This is a genomic window from Mycobacterium senriense, assembly GCF_019668465.1.
Classification (GTDB): domain Bacteria; phylum Actinomycetota; class Actinomycetes; order Mycobacteriales; family Mycobacteriaceae; genus Mycobacterium; species Mycobacterium senriense.
Genome location: NZ_AP024828.1, coordinates 2,968,251 through 2,988,906, shown reverse-complemented (window position 1 = coordinate 2,988,906; position 20,656 = coordinate 2,968,251). Strand labels below are relative to the sequence as shown.

Sequence of the window (20,656 nt, the reverse complement as noted above, 5' to 3'; positions counted from 1 at the left end):
TTACACACCTGTAATTTGCCTCTCACAAGCACCACGAGTCACTCGTGTCGCGCCAGTCCCAGAACGGCAACAATTCGGACTCCCCCGCGAGCCGTCGGAGAACCTGGTAAGGGACGGCGAAATCCGCGCCTCGCCGGCGAGGCCGTCACACCCAGCTGGCGTTACCGGCGCGGACCAGCGCCGATGTCACCGATCCGCTCACCTCTTCCACGGTGATGGCCATCAGCAGGTGGTCGCGCCACGCCCTGTCGACTTCCAGGTAGCGCTGCAGCAGCCCCTCCTGGCGGAAGCCGACTTTGGCCAGCACGGCCCGGCTCGCGGCGTTTTCCGGGCGCACGGTCGCCTCGACCCGGTGCAACATCACCGGGCCGAAACAGTGATCCAACCCCAGCGCCAGCGCCGCGGTGGCCACGCCGCCGCCGGTTGCCGATCGCGGTACCCAGTAGCCGATCCACGCCGACCGCAGCGCGCCGTGGGTGACATTGCCGATGGTCAGCTGGCCGCAAAAGTGACCGTCGAGCTCGATGACGTAGGGCAGCATCCGCCCCTGCCGCGCCTCGGCGCGCAGACCGGAACACAGCGCCGGCCAGGCCGCCACCGCGTGACGGGTCGTCCAATCACCCTCGGAGCTGGGCTCCCACGGTTCGAGATGCGCACGATCGGTCAACCGAATCCGGCTCCACTGCGCGCCATCGCGCAGCCGCACCGCCCGCAACCGCACGACGCCGGCCGGAACCCGCAGTGGCCCAACGCTCATGGGCCACCCTGGATGACGGGAATTGGCGCGCAACAGGTTCACCGTGTGTGCGGTTCTTTCGCTCAGCCGCGCTGAGCCAGGAAGGCAACGTCGACGATCTCGCCGGTGCGGATCTGCTCGGCGCCGCTCGGCACCACCACCAGACAGTTCGCCTCGGCGAGGGTGGCCAGCAGGTGCGACGACGCGCCCGGGCCGCCGCCGAGCGCCTGCACCAGATACTCCCCGCTCTCCTGGTCGCGCATCAGCTGGCCGCGCAGGAAGCCCTTACGTCCGGCCACCGACGTGATGGGTGACAGCGTGCGCGCCTGCACGATGCGACGCATCGGCTGGCGCTTGCCCAGCGACAGCCGGATCAACGGACGGACCATCACCTCGAAGACCACCAGCGCGCTCACCGGGTTGGCCGGCAGCAGGAAGGTCGGCACGCCCTCGCGGCCCAGCTGCCCGAAACCCTGGATGGATCCCGGATGCATGCCGACGCGCACCACCTCTATGTCGCCGAGCTCGGCGAGCACCTGGCGCACCGCCTCGGCCGCGGCGCCCCCGACCGCACCGGCGATCACGATCACCTCGGCGCGATTGATCTGGCCCTCGACGATCTCGCGGAGCTCGCGGGGACCGCCGCTGACGATCCCGACACGGTTGACCTCCGCGCCGGCATCGCGCGCCGCCGCCGCCAGCGCATAGGAGTTGACGTCGTAGACCTGCCCGTTGCCCGGGGTGCGCGAGATGTCGACCAGTTCGCCGCCCAGCGCCATGATCGTCACCCGGGGCCGCGGGTGCACCAGCACCCGCTCGCGGCCGACCGCGGCCAGCAGCCCGACCTGCGCCGCACCGATGACGGTCCCGGATCGCACCGCGACGTCACCGGGCTGGACGTCGTCGCCGGCGCGGCGCACGTAGGCGCCCGACGGGGCGCCCCGCAGAATCCGCACCCGTTGCGTCCCGCCGTCGGTCCACCGCAACGGCAGGACCGCGTCGGCCAGGGTCGGCAGCGGCGCCCCGGTCTGCACGCGCACGGCCTGGCGCGGCTGCAACCGGCTCGGGGTGCGCGAGCCCGCCTCGACCATGCCCATCACCGGCAGCACCAGGCCCTCGCGCCCGTCGCCCTCGCCCGCCTCGTCAAACGGCCCCGGAAGACCTTCGCTGCCCACCTCGCCGACACCCAGGACGTCGACGCTGCGCACCGCATAGCCATCGATCGCGGCCTGGTCGAAGCCGGGCATCGGGCGCTCGGTCACCACTTCTTCGGCGCAGAGCAATCCCTGCGCCTCGGCGATCGCCACACGTATCGGCCGCGGGGCCACCGCGGCGGCCGTGATCCGGGCCTGCTGCTCTTCCACCGAACGCACAGCGCGCCTCTCTGCCGTCGGGCCGCGCGTAGACGACCCGCTCACTGCGCAGGCGGGGCATCCCCACCCGGGACCGCTACGCGTTCCGCCGGCCCGCTGTCGTCCGCCAGCCGGGTTAGCGCCCGGCTACTTTTCGGCCAGACCTAATCGCGCCACCAACCACTGCCGCAAATCCGGGCCGTAGTCGTCACGATCCAATGCAAAGTCAACCGCAGCCTTGAGGTAGCCGCCAGGATTTCCCAAGTCGTGTCGAGATCCGCGATGCACGACCACGTGCACCGGGTGACCCTCCGCGATCAGCAACGCGATCCCGTCGGTGAGCTGTACTTCGCCGCCGGCCCCACACTCGATGCGGCGCAACGCATCGAATATCGCGCGGTCGAGCACATAACGGCCGGCCGCGGCGAACAGCGACGGCGCGTCCTCGGCCGGAGGCTTCTCGACCATGCCGTTGACCTTGAGCACGTCGGGGTTGTCGTCGTCGGGAATCGGTTCGACGTCGAAAACGCCGTAGGCGCTGACCTCTTCGGGGGTCACCTCGATGGCACACAACACCGTGCCCCCGTAGTGCGCGCGCACCTTCGACATCGTGCCCAGCACGCCGGTCGGCAGCACCAGGTCGTCGGGCAGCAATACCGCGACGGCGTCCTCGTCGTCGGCCAGCCGCGACTCCACGCAGCCGATCGCATGCCCCAGGCCCAGCGGCTCGCTCTGCACCACGGACTCGACCTTGATCAGCTGCGGCGCGCGGCGGACCTTGTCGAGCATCGCCGTCTTGCCGCGTTCCTCCAACGTGCTTTCCAGCACCAGGTCTTCGACGAAGTGCGCGACGACGCCGTCCTTGCCCTCCGAGGTGATGATCACCAGGCGCTCGGCACCGGCCTCGGCCGCCTCGGCGGCCACCAGCTCTATGCCCGGCGTATCGACAACGGGCAACAGCTCCTTGGGGACCGTTTTGGTCGCCGGCAAGAAGCGGGTACCGAGACCCGCGGCGGGCACGACTGCTGTGCGTGGCACCACCACGTTTGGGCTTGACATTGTTCACACGATAACCCGCATCCGCTTCGCCGAGTCGATGTGGCGCGGGCAAAGACCCGGCTGTCATGGTTGACGCATGGCGACCACCAGCAAAGCCGCGCTGCGCGACCAGCTGCTCGCCGCCCGGCGCCACGTTGCCGACGACGTTCGCGCCGCCGAGGCGCGCCAGGTGTGCGAGCGGCTGGAGCGCCTGGAAAGCATCATGACCAGCGACAGCACGATCTGCGCCTACGTGCCGGTGGGCACCGAGCCGGGATCCATCGAGATGCTCGACATGTTGCTGCGGCGCACCGGGCGAGTGCTGCTGCCGGTTGCGCGCACCGCGGCCGACAACACGCCGCTGCCGTTGTCCTGGGGCGAATACCGGCCCGGCACGCTGACCACCGGGCGGTGGGGGTTGCTCGAGCCACCGCAGCCGTGGCTGCCGTCATCCGCCCTGGCGCAAGCCGGCGTGGTGCTGGTGCCGGCCCTGGCCGTGGACCGCCGCGGCGTGCGGCTGGGCCGGGGCCGGGGTTTCTACGACCGCTCGCTGGGCGGCCGCGACCCGCACGCGCGGCTGATCGCGGTCGTCCGCGACGCCGAAGTGCTCGACGAAGTGCCGGCCGATCCGCACGACATTCCGATGACCCACGCGCTCACGCCGCGACAAGGATTGATCGACCTCGATGGACGCTGACATATCGGGAATGAGACATGTCACGTGGCGGTTCTAGCACTTGAGACGCTAGAGTGCTAACCAGGTTTGCAATCATCCGGAGGTTTTTGTGCCGACTTACAGCTATCAGTGCACCGAGTGCGACGATCGCTTCGACATCGTGCAGGCCTTCACCGACGACGCGCTGACCACGTGCAAACGCTGCGCCGGGCGGCTGCGCAAGCGCTTCAACTCCGTCGGCGTGGTGTTCAAGGGCAGCGGCTTCTACCGCACCGACAGCCGCGAGTCCAGCAAGAAGTCGTCGAGTTCAAGCAACGGCTCCTCCTCGACGGGCGACTCGGGATCCAACGGCTCGGGCTCGAGCGACAAGTCCGGCTCGAGTTCGAGCGAGAAGTCCAGCTCCAGCTCGAGCGACAAGTCGAGCAGCAGCTCCACGACATCCACCGCCGCCGCGACCAACTGACGGTTATCCACACCGGCCTCGCCGGGCGTGAGCCCACGCGCCGGGTAACGCCTACCGTTGCCGCGTGGGCGAATCATCGCTGAACCCAAGCCTATTGAGCCGAGTCTCGCTGTGGTTGCGCCCGGACTGGACTCGCACCGTGCTGGCGCGCCGCGTCGCCGCGGGCGGGCTGGTCGCGCTGGCCGGCATCGCGACGCTGCGGTCCGACCCCGCCGGTGACTATGCGCAAGTCGTGGTGGCCGACCATGACCTGCGTCCCGGTGCCGCGTTGACTTCCGCCGATGTCCGGCTCGAAAAGCGTTTGGCCGCAACCGTTCCCGACGGAGCTCGGGCGGACTTGGGCGCGGTGCTGGGTTCGACGCTGGCCGGCCCGACCCGACGCGGTGAGGTGCTCACCGACGTCCGGCTACTGGGCAGCCGGCTGGCGGAATCGACGGCCGGACCGGGTGCCCGCGTCGTGCCGCTGCATTTGGCCGACGCCGCACTGATCGACCTCGTCCGGATCGGTGACGTGGTCGACGTGCTGGCCGCGCCGGCCACCAGTGCGCCGGATAACGCCCACGCCGCCCCCAAGGTGCTGGCCACCGACGCCGTGGTGGTGCTGGTATCGGCCAAAGAAAAGATTCAGGCCGCCGACAGCGACCGCGTAGTGTTAGTTGCGCTGCCGGCTCGTGTGGCGAACACGGTGGCAGGGTCGGCGCTGGGCCAGACCGTGACGCTCACCCTGCACTGAGTGCCTGGCCGTTGTTGGTCTGCGAGTCGACAGCAAACTCTGTCCAGTCCCAGAAAGGCCATCCCCAATGCTCAAAGGGTTCAAGGAGTTTCTCTCGCGGGGCAACATCATCGACCTGTCCACCGCGGTGGTCATCGGTACCGCGTTCACGGCGCTGGTCACGACATTCACCAACTCCATCATCAAGCCGTTGATCAACCGGATCGGCGTCAACCAGAAGTCTGATATCGGCATCCTGCGGATCAGCATCGGTGGCGGTCAGACCATCGACCTGAACGACGTCCTGTCGGCTGCCATCAACTTCGTGATCATCGCCGCGGTGGTCTATTTCCTGGTCGTGCTGCCGTACACCACTCTGCGCAAACGCAACGAGGTGGAGCCGGCCGACGACGCGCAGGTCGTCCTGCTCAAGGAGATCCGCGACCTGCTCGCGCAGACCAACGGCGAATCGCCGGGCAAGCACGGGAGTGTGACCACCAAGCCCCCACCCGACTACGGACCGCGCGCGGAAGCCGAAACGAAATAAGCCGCGACCGAGGTTGTCGGCTTGGGCTTTAGCCGGCCTCGGCGCTAAATTTCCAGGCTCGACAGCTGCCCGATGATCTGGGCCGCCAACGGATTCAGCGTTGCCATCCCGTCGCGCACGGCGTAGCGGGAGCCGGCCAGGTTGACCACCAGCGTGCTGCCGGACACCCCGGCCAGGCCGCGTGACAATCCGGCATCGATGATCCCCGCCGACAGGCCCGACCCGCGGATGGCCTCTGCGATGCCGAGGATTTCGCGATCCAGGATCTCGCGGGTGGCCTCCGGGGTGACGTCGCGCGGGGTGACGCCCGTCCCACCGACGGAGACGACGAGGTCCACCCCGCCGATCACCGCGGTGTTCAGCGCGTTGCGGATCTCGATCTCGTCAGCGGCGACCGCGACCACACCGTCGACGACGAATCCCGCCTCGGTCAGCAGCTCGGTCACCAGCGGCCCGCTGTGGTCCTCGTCCCCGTGAGCGGTGCGATCGTCGACCACCACAACCAAAGCCCGGCCAACTACCAATTCCGCACCCGTTCCCATGGGAGCAACCGTATATCCGAGCTCAGACAATCCCGTCGCCGAGGGTTCGTCCACCTTCACTACTGGTCCGCCTTTCCGAGGGTGACCGGCAACGTCCGGCTGCCGCCACCAGCGGGATCCTGGAACGTCAGCGAGATCTTGTCGCCGGGCGCCTTGGACCGCACCGCCGCGACCAGCGCGTCGGCGCTGTTGATCGGCCGGTCGTCGACCTTGGTGACGACCACGTTCTTGGGGACGCCGGCGGATGCCGCCGCACCGCCCGAGACGACGTCGACAACCTTGGCCCCGGGGGTGCCCTTGTCGTTGGTCACCTGCACGCCGAGCGAGGCGTGGGACGCCTTGCCGGTGGCGATCAGCTCATCGGCGATGCGCTTGGCCTGATCGACCGGAATCGCGAAGCCCAGGCCGATCGAACCGCTCTGGGCATCCGGCGAGTCGGCGCCCAGCGTCGCGATGGCCGAGTTGACGCCCACCAGCTGGCCGTTCATGTTGACCAGCGCGCCACCGGAGTTACCGGGGTTGATCGCGGCGTCGGTCTGAATCGCGTCCAGCACGGTGTTCTGGTTGCCCGACTCACCGGTTGTGGACACCGGCCGGTTCAGCGCGCTGACGATGCCAGTGGTCACCGTGCCCGACAGGCCCAGCGGCGAGCCGATCGCCACGACCGGCTGGCCGACGCGAAGGTCCGACGAGGAGCCCAGCGAGATGGGCGTGAGCCCGGACATGCCCTGCACCCGAATCACGGCGATATCGCTGGTGGGGTCCGCGCCGACCACCGTGAACGGTGCGGTGCGACCGTCAGAGAAGGTCACCGTCGTCTTCGCCGTCGGCGCGCCGGCACCGGCGCCGCCCGAGCCGCCGGGGCCGCCGGGGCCGCCGGGGCCACCGGGGAGGCCCGGAGGCGCGGGAGCCGCGGGCGGAGCTCCCGGGGGGCCGCCGGGCCCCTTGGGCGGTCCCGCCGCGGCGGCGATCACGTGGTTGTTCGTCAGGATGAGCCCGTCGGTGGACAAGACGATGCCGGACCCCTCTTCGGACTGGCGCCCGATGTCGGTCTCGAGCATCACGACGCTGGGCACCACCTTGGAGGCGACCCCCTCGACGCTGCCGGGCGGCATGTTCGCGGCCGGGACGCTGGGCGCCGCCCCGATGACCCGCCCGCCACCGTTCCCGGTCGCGTGCGTGCCGAGCTCGACGGCCGTCGCCGCGGCACCGCCGATACCGGCCGACACCACCGCGATGGCCAGCGCACCGACGACCAATAGGCCTGTGCGAGAACGCTTTTGGGGCTCCGGCGGGACAGGCATTCCAGGCAGCATGCCGGGCATGTGACCCGCGCCGGCACCGCCCGGGATCGGGCCCGCGCCGGTTCCCCCGGGGATCCGACCCTGCCCGGCGTTGCTGAAGGGCTCGTAGGGCGAACGGAACTGCGTCGTCGGCGACTGGGACGGCTGCGACCGATAGCGCCAGTCATATTGCTGGTTGTACGGCTGCTGTTGTCCCGGGGCGTAGCCGGAGGACGCCGCATGGCTCGGGACGTGCGCAGGCTGATTCGGCGCGGGGGGATATCCCGGCTGCTGCGGCGGCGGCGAATACCTCGGGTCATTCGTCATGTCGCTAAGTCGCTCTTCCTCTATCTCAGTGTTTCGGCAAGTCGACGGCTGGGTTCAACAGTAGCCGCAGACCTACCTTGCCCGCGCGGACTGAGAGTCCACTGAGATAACGTTCGCCGATTCCCGAGAGTTCGCCTCGTCGTCGGTCACCGCTCGAGTGGGGCCGGTGGCGGCGTCCACCTGGTCGGTTTCCGCATCGTCGGCGGCTGTGGCGTACGTCGAGGCGGGCAGCGGCCGGCCGGGCAGCAGCACATAGAAGGACGTGCCCGGGGGCTGGCCGCCCGGAACGGTGTCCTCGACGCGCAGCAGTCCCCCGTGGTTGAGCACGACCTTTTTGACAATGGCGAGCCCGAGTCCGGAGCCAGGCATGGCGCGTGCCGTCGTCGAACGGTAAAACCGCTCGAACACCAGGCGGCGCTCCTCGAGCGGGATGCCGGGACCTTGGTCGGCGATCACCAGCTCCGCGTGCGACGGGTCGAGCTGGCGCATTGTGACACCGACGTGCCCACCGGGCGGGCTCCACTTGGCGGCGTTGTCGAGCAGGTTGAGGACCGCGCGCGACAACCCGGCGGCGTCGCCGTACATCTGCCACGGCGTCACGTCCACGTCGAAGTGAATGTCGTTGCGCCGCCGCCTGACTCGCTCCAGGCTGCGATCGACGACCTCGGACATGTCGACGGGTTCGTGCACCACCTGGCCGGCGTCATCCCGGGTGAGGTCCACCAAATCGCCGACCAGCGTTGACAATTCCTCGATCTGCGCGATGACATCGGTGCGCAGGTCAACCATCTCCTGCTCGGGCAGGCGCGGCGCCCCCGGCTCCATCGCGGCCATCAGCAGCTCGACGTTTGTCCGCAGCGACGTCAGCGGGGTGCGCAGTTCATGCCCGGCGTCGGTGACCAGCCGTGCCTGCCGCTCCCGGGACTCGGCGAGCGCGCGCAGCATCAGGTTGAACGACTCGGTGAGCCTTGCCAGTTCGTCGCTACCGAACACGGGAATGGGTCTCAGGTCATCGGTGCGCGCGACCCGCTCGGCCGCTTCGGTCAGCCGTGCCACCGGGCGCAACCCGGCCCGGGTGACCATGCCACCCGCCACCGCGGCGACCGCCACACCCACACCGCCGACCATCAGCAGTACCCAGCGCAGCCGGTTCATCACCGCTTCAGTGGGCTTGAGGCTCTTGGAGATCAGCAGCGAGGTGCCGTTCTGCAGGTGCACGGCGAGGATTCGCTGGTCGCCGGCGGTGCGCCGCGACATGAACAAGTCACCGTGGATGACCGCTTTTTCCGGCGAGCCGACCGGCAGGGTCTGACCCGGCTGCTGGGCGGTGTAGATCGCGTGGCCCGGGTTCACCAGCATCGCGTTGACGTCGGAATAGGCGGTGCCCTCGATGGCTTTGCCGGGGTCGGCGGCCAGTGAACCGCTGGCGATCAGCAGCTGTGCCCGGCTTTGCAGCTGGTTGTCGATGTCGCTGTACAGCGCGGCCGAGATCACGGCGTAGACGGCGAAGGCCATCAGCACCACGACCATGGCCACCATCGACATGGCCAGCAGCATCACCCGCCACCGCAACGACAGGGAGGGCGTTGCGCGCAACGGTGGGCGCATCGGTGGACGTTGAGGCCGGGGGAACCGGATCATCGAGGGACCCGCATCGTCACGGGGGCGTCTCCCGAAGGACGTAACCCACGCCGCGCACGGTGTGGATCAGCCGCGACTCCCCGTCGGCTTCGGTTTTGCGCCGCAGGTAGCCCACGTAGACCTCCAGCGCGTTGCCCGAGGTGGGGAAGTCGAACCCCCAGACCTCCTCGAGGATGCGGCTGCGGGTGAGCACCCGGCGCGGATTGGCGATCAGCATTTCCAGCAGCGCGAATTCGGTGCGGGTCAGGCTGATCCGGCGCTGTCCGCGGGTGACCTCGCGGGTGGCCGGGTCCAGCGTCAGGTCGGAGAACGTCATCGCCACCGAATCGGCGTCCTCGTCCTCGGGCTTGGTGCGGCGCAACAGCGCGCGCATCCGGGCCAACAGCTCTTCCAGGGCGAACGGCTTCGGCAGATAGTCGTCGGCGCCGGCGTCCAGGCCGGCGACCCGCTCCGATACCGAATCACGCGCGGTGAGCACCAGGATGGGCAGGTCGTCGCCGGTGCTGCGGAGCTGACGGCACACCTCGAGGCCGTCCAGGCGCGGCATCATCACATCCAGGACGAGGGCATCGGGCCGCTCGTTCGCGATCAGTTCGAGGGCTTCGACCCCGTCATGGGCCAACTCAACGGAGTAGCCGTTGAAGGACAACGACCTACGTAGCGACTCGCGCACGGCGCGATCATCGTCGACGACCAGTATTCGCACGGCCCCTAGTTTCGTCCCACCGCCTGAGACTGACCTGAGAGGCGCGCCGGGAGGGGCTAGCGGGGGTCGCAAGCGCGGCGAAGCCGGGTGCAGCGGGCCGCCGCCATCGGGCTAGCGGCGGTCGAGGTCGATCAGACCGAGGCGGGCCGCCTTGAGCAGCCGCCGGGGCACTTTGTGCCGCTGACCTGCGACCGTCACACCGACAAGCTCGGTTTTCTCGGCCTTCCACTGCGCGCGCCGGCTACGGGTGTTCGCGCGCGACATTCTGCGCTTGGGTACGGCCATGGTCGGGCCTAACTCCTCGATGTGGGACTTGCTGGTTCGGCATGTCGCGCGGCGTGGCCGGTGGGCCGAACGGGCGACGATCGCACATCAGGATAGTCGCTGGTCCGCCTGTGGCCAAAATGGACGCCCACGCGCCGATCCCCCGCGCCTGCGGGCGCGCCGAGGGCACCCCGTCCCGAAGTGGGATCCTTGACGTGACACCGGCGGTACCCGATAACCTACCGGTTGGTTGGTTGGTCCGAACCGGTGAATCCCCGAATGGAGGACAGGCATGGCCTCTGCTTCCGGCGCTTCCGGCGCTTTGGGCAGTTCCGGCGCCGTCCGGATCGCGAACTGTTCGGGGTTCTACGGCGACCGGCTGTCGGCCATGCGCGAGATGCTCACCGGCGGCGAGGTCGACTACCTCACCGGCGACTACCTGGCCGAACTCACCATGCTGATCCTGGGCCGCGACCGGATGAAACACCCCGAGCGCGGCTACGCGAAGACCTTTTTGACCCAACTCGAGGACTGCCTAGGCGAGGCCCGCGACCGCGGGGTCCGAATCGTCGCCAACGCAGGTGGCCTCAACCCGGCCGGCCTGGCCGACGCGATACGCGCGCTGGCCGAGCGGCTGGGCATCGACGCCCGGATCGCTCACGTGGAGGGCGATGACCTGCTGTCGCGTGCCGCCGATCTTGGCCTGGGCAGCCCGCTGACCGCGAACGCGTACCTGGGCGCCTGGGGAATCGTCGACTGCCTCGACGACGGCGCCGACGTCGTCGTGACCGGCCGCGTCACAGACGCCTCGGTGATCGTCGGGGCGGCCGCCGCGCACTTCGGGTGGGACCGCACCGACTACGACCGGCTCGCCGGCGCCGTGGTCGCCGGCCACGTCATCGAATGCGGCGTCCAGGCCACCGGCGGCAACTACTCGTTCTTCACGGAAATCCCGGAGTCCTCCGGGCTCCTGCACGCCGGTTTCCCCCTGGCCGAGGTCAGCGCCGACGGATCCTCGGTGATCACCAAACACCCGGGCACCGGCGGCCTGGTCAGCGTCGACACCGTCACCGCCCAACTGCTCTACGAGATCACCGGGGCCCGCTACGCCAATCCCGACGTCACCGCCCGGATGGACAGCGTCGAGTTGTCGTCCGACGGGCCCGACCGGGTGCGCATCAGCGGGGTGCGCGGCGAAGCCCCGCCACCCACCTACAAGGTGTCGATGAACAGCATCGGCGGGTTCCGCAACTCGATGACCTTCGTGTTGACCGGCCTGGACATCGAGGCCAAGGCCGACTTGGTGCGCCGGCAACTCGACGCCGCGCTCACCGTCAAGCCCGCCGAACTGCAGTGGTCGCTGGCCCGCACCGACCACCCCGACGCCGACACCGAAGAGGCCGCCAGCGCCCTGCTGCACTGTGTGGTGCGCGACCCCGACCCCGCCAATGTCGGGCGCCAATTCTCTTCCGCCGCTGTTGAATTGGCGTTGGCCAGCTATCCGGGATTTCACGTGACGGCTCCGCCGGCCGACGGCCAGGTCTACGGCGTGTTCACGCCCGGTTATGTCGCCGCCGATCAGGTACCGCACGTCGCGGTACACGCCGACGGATCCCGCGTTGAGATTCCCTGCGCCACAGAGACTTTGGAGTTGACCCCGGCCGCCACGCCCCCGCTGCCGGAACCGCTGGCCGACGGGCCGACCCGGCGGGCGCCGTTGGGCCGCATCGCCGGGGCGCGCAGCGGCGACAAGGGCGGCTCGGCCAACGTCGGGGTCTGGGTGCCCACCGACGAGCAATGGCGATGGCTGGCCAACACTTTGACCGTCGAGCTGCTCAAGGAGCTGCTGCCCGAGGCGGCGGATTTCGACGTCACCCGACACCTGCTGCCGAATCTGCGGGCGGTCAACTTCGTCATCGACGGCATCCTCGGCCAGGGCGTCGCCTACCAGGCTCGATTCGATCCCCAGGCCAAGGGGCTGGGCGAATGGCTCCGTGGCCGATACCTCGACATCCCGGAGAATTTGCTGTGACCATCTGGACCACGCCCGAGCGCGAACAGCTGCGAAAGACGGTGCGCTCGTTCGCAGAACGCGAGATCTTGCCCCACGTCGACGAGTGGGAGCGCACCGGCGACCTGCCGCGCGAATTGCACCGCAGCGCCGGGGCCGCCGGGCTGCTGGGTGCTGGCTTCCCCGAGTCGGTCGGCGGTGGTGGCGGTGACGGCGCCGACGCGGTGATCATCTGCGAGGAGATGCATCAGGCCGGAGCGCCGGGCGGTGTCTTCGCGTCGCTGTTCACCTGCGGCATCGCGGTTCCGCACATGATCGCCTCCGGCGACCAGCGGCTGATCGATGAGTTCGTCCGCCCGACGCTGGCCGGCGAGATGATCGGTTCGCTGGCCATCACCGAGCCCGGCGGCGGTTCCGACGTCGGGCATCTGCGGACCGCAGCTGTGCGCGACGCTGACCACTACGTCGTCAACGGTGCCAAGACCTACATCACCTCCGGGGTCCGCGCCGACTACGTGGTCACCGCGGTGCGCACCGGAGGCGCCGGCGCGGGCGGCGTTTCACTGCTCGCGGTCGAGAAGGGCACGCCGGGCTTCGAGGTGACCCGCAAGCTGGACAAGATGGGCTGGCGATCCTCGGACACCGCCGAGCTGTCCTACACCGACGTCCGGGTGCCGGTGGCCAATTTGGTCGGCGCCGAGAACAGCGGCTTCGCCCAGATCGCGCAGGCCTTCGTCTCGGAGCGCATTGGCCTTGCCGCACAGGCATATTCGAGCGCGCAGCGGTGCCTGGACCTTACGGTGCAATGGTGTCGCGACCGCGAAACGTTCGGTCGCCCGTTGATATCGCGGCAGTCGGTGCAGAACACATTGGCCGAGATGGCCCGTCGCATCGACGTCGCCCGGGTCTATTCGCGCAGCGTGGTGGAGCGGCAGCTCGCCGGCGAGACCAACCTGATTCCGCAGGTCTGTTTCGCCAAGAACACCGCCGTCGAGGCCGGCGAATGGGTGGCCAATCAAGCCGTCCAGCTGTTCGGCGGCATGGGTTACATGGCCGAATCCGAGGTGGAACGCCAATACCGGGACATGAGAATCCTCGGCATCGGCGGCGGGACCACCGAAATCCTGACCGCACTGTCCGCCAAACTGCTGGGATTCCAATCATGACCGTGCTGCAGTCCACCCTCGACGCCGAGGCCCCCGTCTTCACCGACGCGGCGGCGGCGGCGATCACCAAGCTCGAGGAGATCGATGTCGAGCTGGCCAATGCGCTGGCCGGTGGCGGGGCCAAATATGTTGAGCGCCATCATGATCGCGGGAAGCTGACTGCGCGCGAACGCATCGAGTTGCTCGTCGACCAGGACTCACCGTTCCTGGAGCTCAGTCCGCTGGCGGCGTGGGGCAGCGCCTTCAAGGTCGGCGCCAGCACGGTCACCGGCATCGGCGTGGTCGAAGGCGTCGAATGCATGATCGTCGCCAACGACCCGACGGTCAAAGGCGGCACCAGCAACCCGTGGACCCTGAAGAAGATCCTGCGTGCCAACCAGATCGCCTTCGAGAACCGGCTACCGGTCATCTCCCTGGTGGAATCCGGCGGCGCGGACCTGCCCACGCAGAAGGAGATCTTCATTCCGGGCGGGCGGATGTTCCGCGACCTGACCCGGCTATCGGCGGCCGGCATCCCCACCATCGCATTGGTATTCGGCAATTCCACCGCGGGCGGCGCCTACGTCCCGGGCATGTCCGACCACGTGGTGATGATCAAGGAACGTTCCAAGGTCTTCCTCGCGGGTCCCCCGCTGGTGAAGATGGCCACCGGTGAGGAATCCGACGACGAATCGCTCGGCGGCGCCGAAATGCACGCCCGGGTATCGGGTTTGGCCGATTACTTCGCCGTCGACGAACTCGACGCGATCCGGATCGGGCGCCGCGTCGTCGCCCGGCTCAACTGGGTCAAGCAGGGGCCGAAGCCCAAACCGGTCACCGCACCGCTGTTCGACACCGAAGAACTCATCGGCATCGTGCCCGCGGATCTGCGCATCCCGTTCGATCCGCGGGAAGTGATCGCCCGGATCGTCGACGGCTCCGAATTCGACGAATTCAAGCCGCTGTACGGGTCGTCGTTGGTGACGGGCTGGGCCCGGTTACACGGCTATCCGATCGGCATCCTGGCCAACGCGCGCGGCGTGCTGTTCAGCGAGGAGTCCCAGAAGGCCACCCAGTTCATCCAGCTGGCCAACCGCTCCGACACGCCACTGTTGTTCTTGCACAACACCACCGGCTACATGGTGGGTAAGGACTACGAAGAGGGCGGGATGATCAAGCACGGCTCGATGATGATCAACGCCGTGTCCAATTCGACCGTCCCGCACATCTCGCTGCTGATCGGCGCGTCCTACGGCGCGGGCCACTACGGCATGTGCGGTCGCGCCTACGATCCGCGGTTCCTGTTCGCGTGGCCGACCTCCAAGTCCGCGGTGATGGGTGGTGCCCAGCTGTCGGGGGTGTTGTCGATCGTCGCCCGCGCGGCCGCCGAGGCGCGCGGCCAGCAGGTCGACGAGGAGGCCGACGCGGCGATGCGGGCCGCGGTCGAGGGCCAGATCGAAGCCGAGTCGCTGCCGCTCGTGCTGTCCGGGATGCTCTACGACGACGGGGTGATCGACCCGCGCGACACCCGCACCGTACTGGGAATGTGTCTGTCCGCCATCGCCAATGGCCCGATCAAGGGAACGTCGAACTTCGGCGTCTTCCGGATGTGAGCCCCATGATCACTCGAGTTCTGGTCGCCAACCGGGGCGAGATCGCCCGGCGGGTGTTCGCCACCTGCCGCCGGCTCGGCCTGGGCACCGTCGCGGTCTACACCGATCCCGACTCCGGCGCGCCGCACGTCGCCGAGGCCGACGCCCGGGTGCGGCTGGACAAGACCAACGACTACCTCAACGCCGCGGCGGTCATCGCGGCCGCCCGCGCCGCGGGCGCCGACGCGATACACCCCGGCTACGGGTTCCTCTCGGAGAACGCTGAATTCGCGGCCGCCGTCCAGGACGCGGGCCTGGCGTGGGTAGGCCCGTCGGTGGATGCGGCGCGCGCGATGGGCTCCAAGATCGAGTCCAAGAAGCTGATGGCCGCGGCCGGGGTGCCGGTGCTCGACGAGCTCGACCCCGACACCGTGACCGAGGGCCAGCTGCCGGTGCTGGTCAAGGCCTCCGCCGGCGGCGGTGGCCGCGGCATGCGGGTGGTCCGCGAATTATCCGCTCTGGCGGGCGAAGTCGCGGCGGCGAGCCGCGAGGCGCAGTCCGCATTCGGTGACCCGACCGTGTTCTGCGAGCGCTATCTGCCCACCGGGCATCACATCGAGGTCCAGGTCATGGCCGACACCCACGGCACGGTGTGGGCGGTCGGCGAACGCGAATGCTCGATTCAGCGCCGCCACCAGAAGATCATCGAGGAGGCGCCCTCGCCGCTGGTGGAGCGCACACCCGGCATGCGCGCCAAGCTGTTCGACGCGGCCCGGCTGGCCGCCGAAGCCATCGGATACACCGGAGCCGGGACGGTGGAGTTCCTGGCCGACGACGACGGCGAGTTCTACTTCCTGGAGATGAACACCCGGCTGCAGGTCGAACACCCGGTCACCGAGGAGACCACCGGGCTCGACCTCGTCGAACTGCAGCTCGCCGTCGCCGACGGCGAGCGTCTCGACGCGCAACCGCCCATTGCCCAAGGACATTCGATCGAGGCACGTCTGTACGCCGAGGACCCCGCCAAGAACTGGCAGCCGCAGGCCGGCCTGGTGCACGCGTTCGACGTGCCGTCGGTCCGGACCGAATTCAGCTCGCTGGGGCACCGGACCGGGATTCGGCTGGATTCCGGCATCGTCGACGGATTCACCGTCTCGATCCACTACGACCCGATGCTGGCCAAGGTCATTTCCTACGCCCCGACGCGCCGCCAGGCGGCGCTGGTCCTCGCCGACGCGCTGGCCCGCGCCCACGTGCACGGGGTGCGCACCAACCGCGATCTGCTGGTGAACGTGCTGCGGCATCCGGCGTTCCTCGACGGTGCCACCGACACCGCGTTTTTCGATACCCACGACCTGGCGCGGCTGGCGGCGCCGCTGGGCGACGCCGCGGTGGTCCGCCTGTCCGCCATCGCGGCCGCGCTCGCCGACGCCGCGCACAACCGCGCCGTTGCCCCGGTGATGGGCGCCGTTCCCAGTGGCTGGCGCAACCTGGCGTCGGGCCATCAGGTCAAGGACTATCGCGACGACCAGGGTGACGAGCACCGGGTTCAATACCGGTTCGGCAGAACCGGATTGGCGCTCCCCGACGACACATCGGTGCAGCTGGTGTCGGCCACGGCCGAGGACGTCGTGTTGCGGGCCGACGGCGTCGATCACAGCTTCTCGGTGCGGTGCTACCACGCGGCCGATTCCGACGTTTACGTCGATTCCGCACGCGGACCCGTGCACCTGATCGCGCTGCCGCGCTTCCCCGAACCGGGTTCGACCGTCGAAAAGGGCTCGCTGGTGGCACCCATGCCCGGCAGCGTCATCCGCCTCGGCGCGGCGATCGGCGACACCGTCACCGCCGGCCAGCCACTGATCTGGCTGGAAGCCATGAAGATGGAACACACCATCGCCGCCCCGGTCGACGGGGTACTCGCCGAACTCAACGTCAAGACCGGTCAGCAAGTCGAAGTCGGCGCCGTGCTGGCAAGAGTGGAAGCGCCGCAATCAGAAGGGGATCAAGCATGACCGACACCAGCTTCATCGAGAGCGAGGAGCGTCAGGCCCTACGCAAATCGGTGGCGGCGTGGGCAGCCAACTACGGCAGCGAGTACTACCTGCGCAAGGCCCGCGCCCACGAGCACACCGACGAATTGTGGTCCGAGGCCGGCAAACTCGGCTTCCTCGGGGTGAACCTGCCCGAGGAGTACGGCGGTGGCGGCGCCGGAATGTACGAGCTGTCGCTGGTCATGGAGGAAATGGCGGCCGCGGGTAGCGCGCTGTTGCTGATGGTGGTCTCGCCCGCCATCAACGGCACCATCATCAGCAAGTTCGGCACCGAGGAACAGAAGAAGCGCTGGATCCCGGGCATCGCCGACGGCACGCTGACGATGGCGTTCGCCATCACCGAACCCGACGCCGGCTCCAACTCGCACAAGATCACCACCACCGCCCGCCGCGACGGCAGCGACTGGATCCTCAAGGGCCAGAAGGTCTACATCTCCGGAATCGACCAGGCGCAGGCGGTGCTGGTGGTGGCCCGCACCGAGGAGGCCAAGACCGGCAAGCTGCGCCCCGCGCTGTTCGTGGTGCCCACCGACGCGCCCGGATTCACCTACACGCCAATCGAAATGGAACTGATCAGCCCCGAACGCCAGTTCCAGGTCTTCCTCGACGACGTTCGGCTGCCCAGCGACGCGCTGGTCGGCGCCGAAGATGCCGCCATCGCACAGCTTTTCGCCGGGCTCAACCCCGAACGCATCATGGGCGCGGCGAGCTCGGTCGGGATGGGACGGTTCGCCCTCAACAAGGCCGCGGACTACGTCAAGACCCGTCAGGTGTGGGGCACGCCGATCGGCGCGCACCAGGGCCTGTCACATCCGTTGGCGCAGTGCCACATCGAGGTTGAGTTGGCCAAGCTGATGCTGCAGAAGGCCGCCACGCTCTACGACTCGGGCAACGACATGGGTGCGGCCGAGGCCGCGAACATGGCGAAATACGCTGCGGCCGAGGCGGCCACGCGGTCGGTGGACCAGGCGGTGCAGTCGATGGGCGGCAACGGGCTGACCAAGGAGTACGGCGTGGCCGCGATGCTCGCCTCGGCACGGCTGGGCCGCATCGCTCCGGTCAGCCGGGAGATGGTGCTGAACTTCGTCGCGCAGACATCGCTGGGCCTGCCCCGAAGCTACTGATGGACGCGCTCGTCGAATACGCCGGACCCGCCGACACGGGCGGCCCGTACGCGCGGCTGACGCTTAACTCACCGCACAACCGCAACGCGCTGTCCTCCGTGCTGGTGAACCAGCTGCATCAGGGCCTGCGCGACGCGTCGGCGGACCCGGCCGTGCGGGTGGTGGTGCTGGGCCACACCGGCGGCACCTTTTGTGCCGGTGCGGATCTGAGCGAGGCCGGCGGGGGCGACCCCAGTGGCGATCGCGAGGGCGGCGTACCCGGGCGAAGCGGGTCGCCACCGTCGGCATACGACATGGCCGTCGACCGGGCCCGGGAGATGGCCGCCTTGATGCGGGCCATCGTCTCCTCGCCGCTGCCGGTGATCGCCGCGATCAACGGGCACGTCCGTGCCGGCGGATTCGGTCTGGTGGGTGCCTGCGATATCGCGGTCGCCGGCCCGCGCAGCACCTTCGCGCTGACCGAGGCCCGGATCGGCGTCGCCCCGGCGATCATCTCGTTGACGCTGCTGCCGAAACTGTCGGCGCGGGCCGCGGCGCGCTACTACCTGTCCGGCGAGAGGTTCGACGCCGGCCGGGCGGCAGAGATCGGACTGATCACCGAGGCCGCCGAGGATGTCGACGCCGCGGTCGCCAAACTGGTCTCGGACATCGGCCGTGGTTCGCCGCAGGGCCTCGCGGCCTCCAAGGCACTGACCACTGCCGCGGTGCTGGACGGGTTCGACCGCGACGCCGAGCGGCTCGCCCAGGAATCGGCCCGGCTGTTCGTGTCCGACGAAGCTCGTGAAGGCATGCTGGCGTTCCTGGAGAAGCGGCCGCCCAACTGGACGAGTTAGCCAGCTGAGAAGTTAGCCAGATGTCAAACAAAGGGTCCGGCCGGATGGCGGGCGGCGCGACCCGGGCCGGCGCAAGGTTGCAGTTTAGCCAATCCTCTTGCAGCAAAACCTGGACGTCGTAGGCTCGTGGTGATGAGCAACTCAACGCAACGGGATGCGGAGGACACGCGCGGCGAGCCGTCGCGCGCGGCTGACACCGATCGCATCCAGATTGCGCAGTTGCTCGCGTATGCGGCCGAGCAGGGCCGCCTGCAGCTCAACGATTACGAGGATCGCCTGACCAGGGCGTATGCGGCGACGACGTACGAGGAACTGGATCAGCTACGGGCCGACTTGCAGGGGACGCCGATCAGCCCCCGCCGCGGCGGCAAGCAAAACCCGGCGCCGTCGACGCTACTGCTCGCATTGATGAGCGGCTTCGAGCGCCGCGGCCGATGGAACGTCCCGAAGAAGCTCACCACGTTCACCCTGTGGGGCAGCGGGGTGGTCGATCTGCGCTACGCCGACTTCACCTCGACTGAGGTCGACATTCATGCGATGTCGATTATGGGTGTGCAGAACATTTTGCTGCCGCCCGAGGTCAACGTCGAGGTGCACGGCCGCGGCGTGATGGGCAACTTCGACCGCGCCGTCGTCGGCAAGGGCACGCCCGGGGCGCCGACCGTCCACATTCGTGGCTTCTCGCTGTGGGGCGGGGTCGGCATCATCCGCAAGGCCCGCCGGCCGCGCGGGTAGCAGCAGCCGTCAGTCGGGCACGTAATCGAACGTGTCAGGGTTGGGGCCGTTGCGTCCCGACTCACCCTTGTTCAGCGCGGAGATCGCGTCCATGTCGGAGTCGTCCAGCTCGAAGTCGAACAGCTCGAAGTTGGCCTTGACCCGTTCCGGCGTCACCGATTTCGGGAAGATGATGTCGCCCCGCTGAATGTGCCAGCGCAACACCACCTGCGCGGCGGTTTTGCCGCGGGCCTCGGCGACGCGGTTGATCACCGGATCGTCGAGCACCCTGCCCTGCGCGATCGGCGCCCACGCCTCGGTGGCGATGCCATGCTCACGCCCGTAGGCCCGGACTTCGTCGTTGCCAAAATAGGGATGGACTTCGATCTGGTTGACCGAAGGGACGGTGTCGGTCTCGTTGGCGAGCCGATCCAGATGTGCGACTTGGAAATTCGACACACCGATGCTGCGAGCGCGTCCGTCGCGCGCGAACTCCTCGAACACCTTCCACGTCGAGACGAAGTCGCCGTCATAGAGGGTGGGCAGCGGCCAGTGGATGAGGAACAAATCGACGTAGTCGGAATCCAGGTTCTTCAGCGTCTCGTCGAAGGCGCGGCGCGCATCGTCGGGCTTGTGAAATCCGTTGTTGAGCTTGCTGGTGACGAAGACATCGCCGCGGTCGAGACCCGCATCGCGAATGCCTTGCGCGACTTCCTTTTCGTTGCCGTACATTTCGGCCGTATCGATGTGGCGGTATCCGATGTCGAGCGCCGTCCTCACCGCCGCCGCGGTCTCGTCGGGCTTGATCTGGAACACCCCGAAACCCAGTTGCGGAATGCCGACACCGTCATTGAGTTCGATCGTTGGAACCTGGCTCATACGTCTCCTCCTTCTCC

20 protein-coding genes are annotated in these 20,656 nt (G+C 68.5%); 11 read left to right on the top strand and 9 right to left on the bottom strand.

All coding sequences use genetic code 11. The annotated features are described in order from the left end of the window. Nucleotides 1–145: 145 nt before the first annotated feature. From MTY59_RS14450 to MTY59_RS14440, 3 genes are all read right to left on the bottom strand, one after another. Nucleotides 146–799 (bottom strand): GNAT family N-acetyltransferase, encoded by a 654-nt coding sequence (locus MTY59_RS14450; protein WP_221041758.1) that lies wholly within the window; start codon nt 797–799, stop codon nt 146–148. A 20-nt stretch (nt 800–819) separates the two neighbouring features. Then, a complete protein-coding gene (glp, locus tag MTY59_RS14445) occupies nt 820–2,109 on the bottom strand; it encodes a molybdotransferase-like divisome protein Glp (RefSeq protein ID WP_221041757.1) in 1,290 nt (429 codons plus the stop codon). A 126-nt stretch (nt 2,110–2,235) separates the two neighbouring features. Further along, the gene (locus tag MTY59_RS14440; protein WP_221041756.1) at nt 2,236–3,147 is read right to left on the bottom strand and encodes a UTP--glucose-1-phosphate uridylyltransferase; all 912 of its coding nucleotides are present in this window, start codon (nt 3,145–3,147) and stop codon (nt 2,236–2,238) included. Nucleotides 3,148–3,223: 76 nt separating this feature from the next. Here MTY59_RS14440 and MTY59_RS14435 point away from each other — a divergent pair, with 76 nt between their 5' ends. The 4 genes from MTY59_RS14435 (at nt 3,224) to mscL (ending at nt 5,524) form a co-directional block, all read left to right on the top strand. After that, complete coding sequence (locus MTY59_RS14435) at nt 3,224–3,823, top strand: 5-formyltetrahydrofolate cyclo-ligase (RefSeq protein WP_221041755.1); 600 nt, start codon at nt 3,224–3,226, stop codon at nt 3,821–3,823. 88 nt (nt 3,824–3,911) lie between these two features. Next, nucleotides 3,912–4,265 carry an FmdB family zinc ribbon protein gene (locus tag MTY59_RS14430; RefSeq protein ID WP_221041754.1) on the top strand — a complete coding sequence of 118 codons (354 nt, stop codon included), beginning with the start codon at nt 3,912–3,914 and terminating at the stop codon, nt 4,263–4,265. 64 nt (nt 4,266–4,329) lie between these two features. Continuing rightward, nucleotides 4,330–4,998, top strand: a complete 669-nt coding sequence (locus tag MTY59_RS14425) for an SAF domain-containing protein (protein WP_221041753.1) — start codon at nt 4,330–4,332, stop codon at nt 4,996–4,998. 67 nt (nt 4,999–5,065) lie between these two features. Further along, nucleotides 5,066–5,524 (top strand): large-conductance mechanosensitive channel protein MscL, encoded by a 459-nt coding sequence (gene mscL / locus MTY59_RS14420; RefSeq protein WP_221041752.1) that lies wholly within the window; start codon nt 5,066–5,068, stop codon nt 5,522–5,524. A gap of 44 nt (nt 5,525–5,568) precedes the next feature. Here mscL and MTY59_RS14415 read toward each other — a convergent pair whose 3' ends face one another. From MTY59_RS14415 to rpmF, 5 genes are all read right to left on the bottom strand, one after another. Continuing rightward, nucleotides 5,569–6,066, bottom strand: coding sequence for a MogA/MoaB family molybdenum cofactor biosynthesis protein (locus MTY59_RS14415; RefSeq protein WP_221041751.1), 498 nt, complete (start codon nt 6,064–6,066; stop codon nt 5,569–5,571). A 59-nt stretch (nt 6,067–6,125) separates the two neighbouring features. Beyond that, nucleotides 6,126–7,676 carry a S1C family serine protease gene (locus tag MTY59_RS14410; protein WP_221041750.1) on the bottom strand — a complete coding sequence of 517 codons (1,551 nt, stop codon included), beginning with the start codon at nt 7,674–7,676 and terminating at the stop codon, nt 6,126–6,128. A 72-nt stretch (nt 7,677–7,748) separates the two neighbouring features. After that, a complete protein-coding gene (locus MTY59_RS14405) occupies nt 7,749–9,317 on the bottom strand; it encodes a HAMP domain-containing sensor histidine kinase (RefSeq protein WP_221041749.1) in 1,569 nt (522 codons plus the stop codon). 16 nt (nt 9,318–9,333) lie between these two features. Then, on the bottom strand, nt 9,334–10,023 hold the full coding sequence (locus MTY59_RS14400; RefSeq protein ID WP_221041748.1) for a response regulator transcription factor: 690 nt from the start codon (nt 10,021–10,023) through the stop codon (nt 9,334–9,336). Between the two features lie 111 nt (nt 10,024–10,134). Further along, the gene (gene rpmF, locus MTY59_RS14395) at nt 10,135–10,308 is read right to left on the bottom strand and encodes a 50S ribosomal protein L32 (RefSeq protein ID WP_003872812.1); all 174 of its coding nucleotides are present in this window, start codon (nt 10,306–10,308) and stop codon (nt 10,135–10,137) included. Nucleotides 10,309–10,579: 271 nt separating this feature from the next. On the opposite strand from rpmF, the gene MTY59_RS14390 reads away from it, so the two are divergent. The 7 genes from MTY59_RS14390 to MTY59_RS14360 all read left to right on the top strand — a co-directional run bounded on the left by MTY59_RS14390 (nt 10,580) and on the right by MTY59_RS14360 (nt 19,781). Next, nucleotides 10,580–12,319 (top strand): acyclic terpene utilization AtuA family protein, encoded by a 1,740-nt coding sequence (locus tag MTY59_RS14390; protein ID WP_221041747.1) that lies wholly within the window; start codon nt 10,580–10,582, stop codon nt 12,317–12,319. After that, a complete protein-coding gene (locus MTY59_RS14385; RefSeq protein ID WP_221041746.1) occupies nt 12,316–13,464 on the top strand; it encodes an acyl-CoA dehydrogenase family protein in 1,149 nt (382 codons plus the stop codon). Before MTY59_RS14390 ends, MTY59_RS14385 begins: the two co-directional genes overlap by 4 nt. A 2-nt stretch (nt 13,465–13,466) precedes the next feature. Continuing rightward, nucleotides 13,467–15,056: an acyl-CoA carboxylase subunit beta gene (locus tag MTY59_RS14380; protein WP_221046443.1), complete on the top strand. Its 1,590-nt coding sequence runs from the start codon at nt 13,467–13,469 to the stop codon at nt 15,054–15,056. Nucleotides 15,057–15,061: 5 nt separating this feature from the next. Then, entirely contained in the window at nt 15,062–17,050 is a 1,989-nt protein-coding gene (locus tag MTY59_RS14375) for an ATP-binding protein (protein WP_221041745.1), read from the top strand. Continuing rightward, nucleotides 17,047–18,213, top strand: coding sequence for an acyl-CoA dehydrogenase family protein (locus MTY59_RS14370; RefSeq protein WP_221041744.1), 1,167 nt, complete (start codon nt 17,047–17,049; stop codon nt 18,211–18,213). Before MTY59_RS14375 ends, MTY59_RS14370 begins: the two co-directional genes overlap by 4 nt. Then, nucleotides 18,213–19,046: an enoyl-CoA hydratase family protein gene (locus MTY59_RS14365; protein ID WP_221041743.1), complete on the top strand. Its 834-nt coding sequence runs from the start codon at nt 18,213–18,215 to the stop codon at nt 19,044–19,046. Before MTY59_RS14370 ends, MTY59_RS14365 begins: the two co-directional genes overlap by 1 nt. Nucleotides 19,047–19,178: 132 nt before the next feature. Then, nucleotides 19,179–19,781, top strand: a complete 603-nt coding sequence (locus tag MTY59_RS14360) for a DUF1707 SHOCT-like domain-containing protein (protein ID WP_221041742.1) — start codon at nt 19,179–19,181, stop codon at nt 19,779–19,781. Between the two features lie 9 nt (nt 19,782–19,790). Here MTY59_RS14360 and MTY59_RS14355 read toward each other — a convergent pair whose 3' ends face one another. Then, complete coding sequence (locus tag MTY59_RS14355; protein WP_221041741.1) at nt 19,791–20,639, bottom strand: aldo/keto reductase; 849 nt, start codon at nt 20,637–20,639, stop codon at nt 19,791–19,793. Nucleotides 20,640–20,656 lie beyond the last annotated feature (17 nt).

Excerpts from the sequence above, each read along its gene's own strand:
- MTY59_RS14375 (WP_221041745.1), top strand. The coding sequence starts at position 15,062 with ATGATCACTCGAGTTCTGGTCGCCAACCGGGGCGAGATCGCCCGGCGG.
- MTY59_RS14370 (WP_221041744.1), top strand. The coding sequence starts at position 17,047 with ATGACCGACACCAGCTTCATCGAGAGCGAGGAGCGTCAGGCCCTACGC.
- MTY59_RS14365 (WP_221041743.1), top strand. The coding sequence starts at position 18,213 with ATGGACGCGCTCGTCGAATACGCCGGACCCGCCGACACGGGCGGCCCG.
- MTY59_RS14390 (WP_221041747.1), top strand. The coding sequence starts at position 10,580 with ATGGCCTCTGCTTCCGGCGCTTCCGGCGCTTTGGGCAGTTCCGGCGCC.
- MTY59_RS14435 (WP_221041755.1), top strand. The coding sequence starts at position 3,224 with ATGGCGACCACCAGCAAAGCCGCGCTGCGCGACCAGCTGCTCGCCGCC.
- rpmF (WP_003872812.1), bottom strand. The coding sequence starts at position 10,308 with ATGGCCGTACCCAAGCGCAGAATGTCGCGCGCGAACACCCGTAGCCGG.
- MTY59_RS14415 (WP_221041751.1), bottom strand. The coding sequence starts at position 6,066 with ATGGGAACGGGTGCGGAATTGGTAGTTGGCCGGGCTTTGGTTGTGGTG.
- MTY59_RS14355 (WP_221041741.1), bottom strand. The coding sequence starts at position 20,639 with ATGAGCCAGGTTCCAACGATCGAACTCAATGACGGTGTCGGCATTCCG.
- MTY59_RS14405 (WP_221041749.1), bottom strand. The coding sequence starts at position 9,317 with ATGATCCGGTTCCCCCGGCCTCAACGTCCACCGATGCGCCCACCGTTG.
- MTY59_RS14440 (WP_221041756.1), bottom strand. The coding sequence starts at position 3,147 with ATGTCAAGCCCAAACGTGGTGGTGCCACGCACAGCAGTCGTGCCCGCC.
- mscL (WP_221041752.1), top strand. The coding sequence starts at position 5,066 with ATGCTCAAAGGGTTCAAGGAGTTTCTCTCGCGGGGCAACATCATCGAC.
- MTY59_RS14410 (WP_221041750.1), bottom strand. The coding sequence starts at position 7,676 with ATGACGAATGACCCGAGGTATTCGCCGCCGCCGCAGCAGCCGGGATAT.
- MTY59_RS14360 (WP_221041742.1), top strand. The coding sequence starts at position 19,179 with ATGAGCAACTCAACGCAACGGGATGCGGAGGACACGCGCGGCGAGCCG.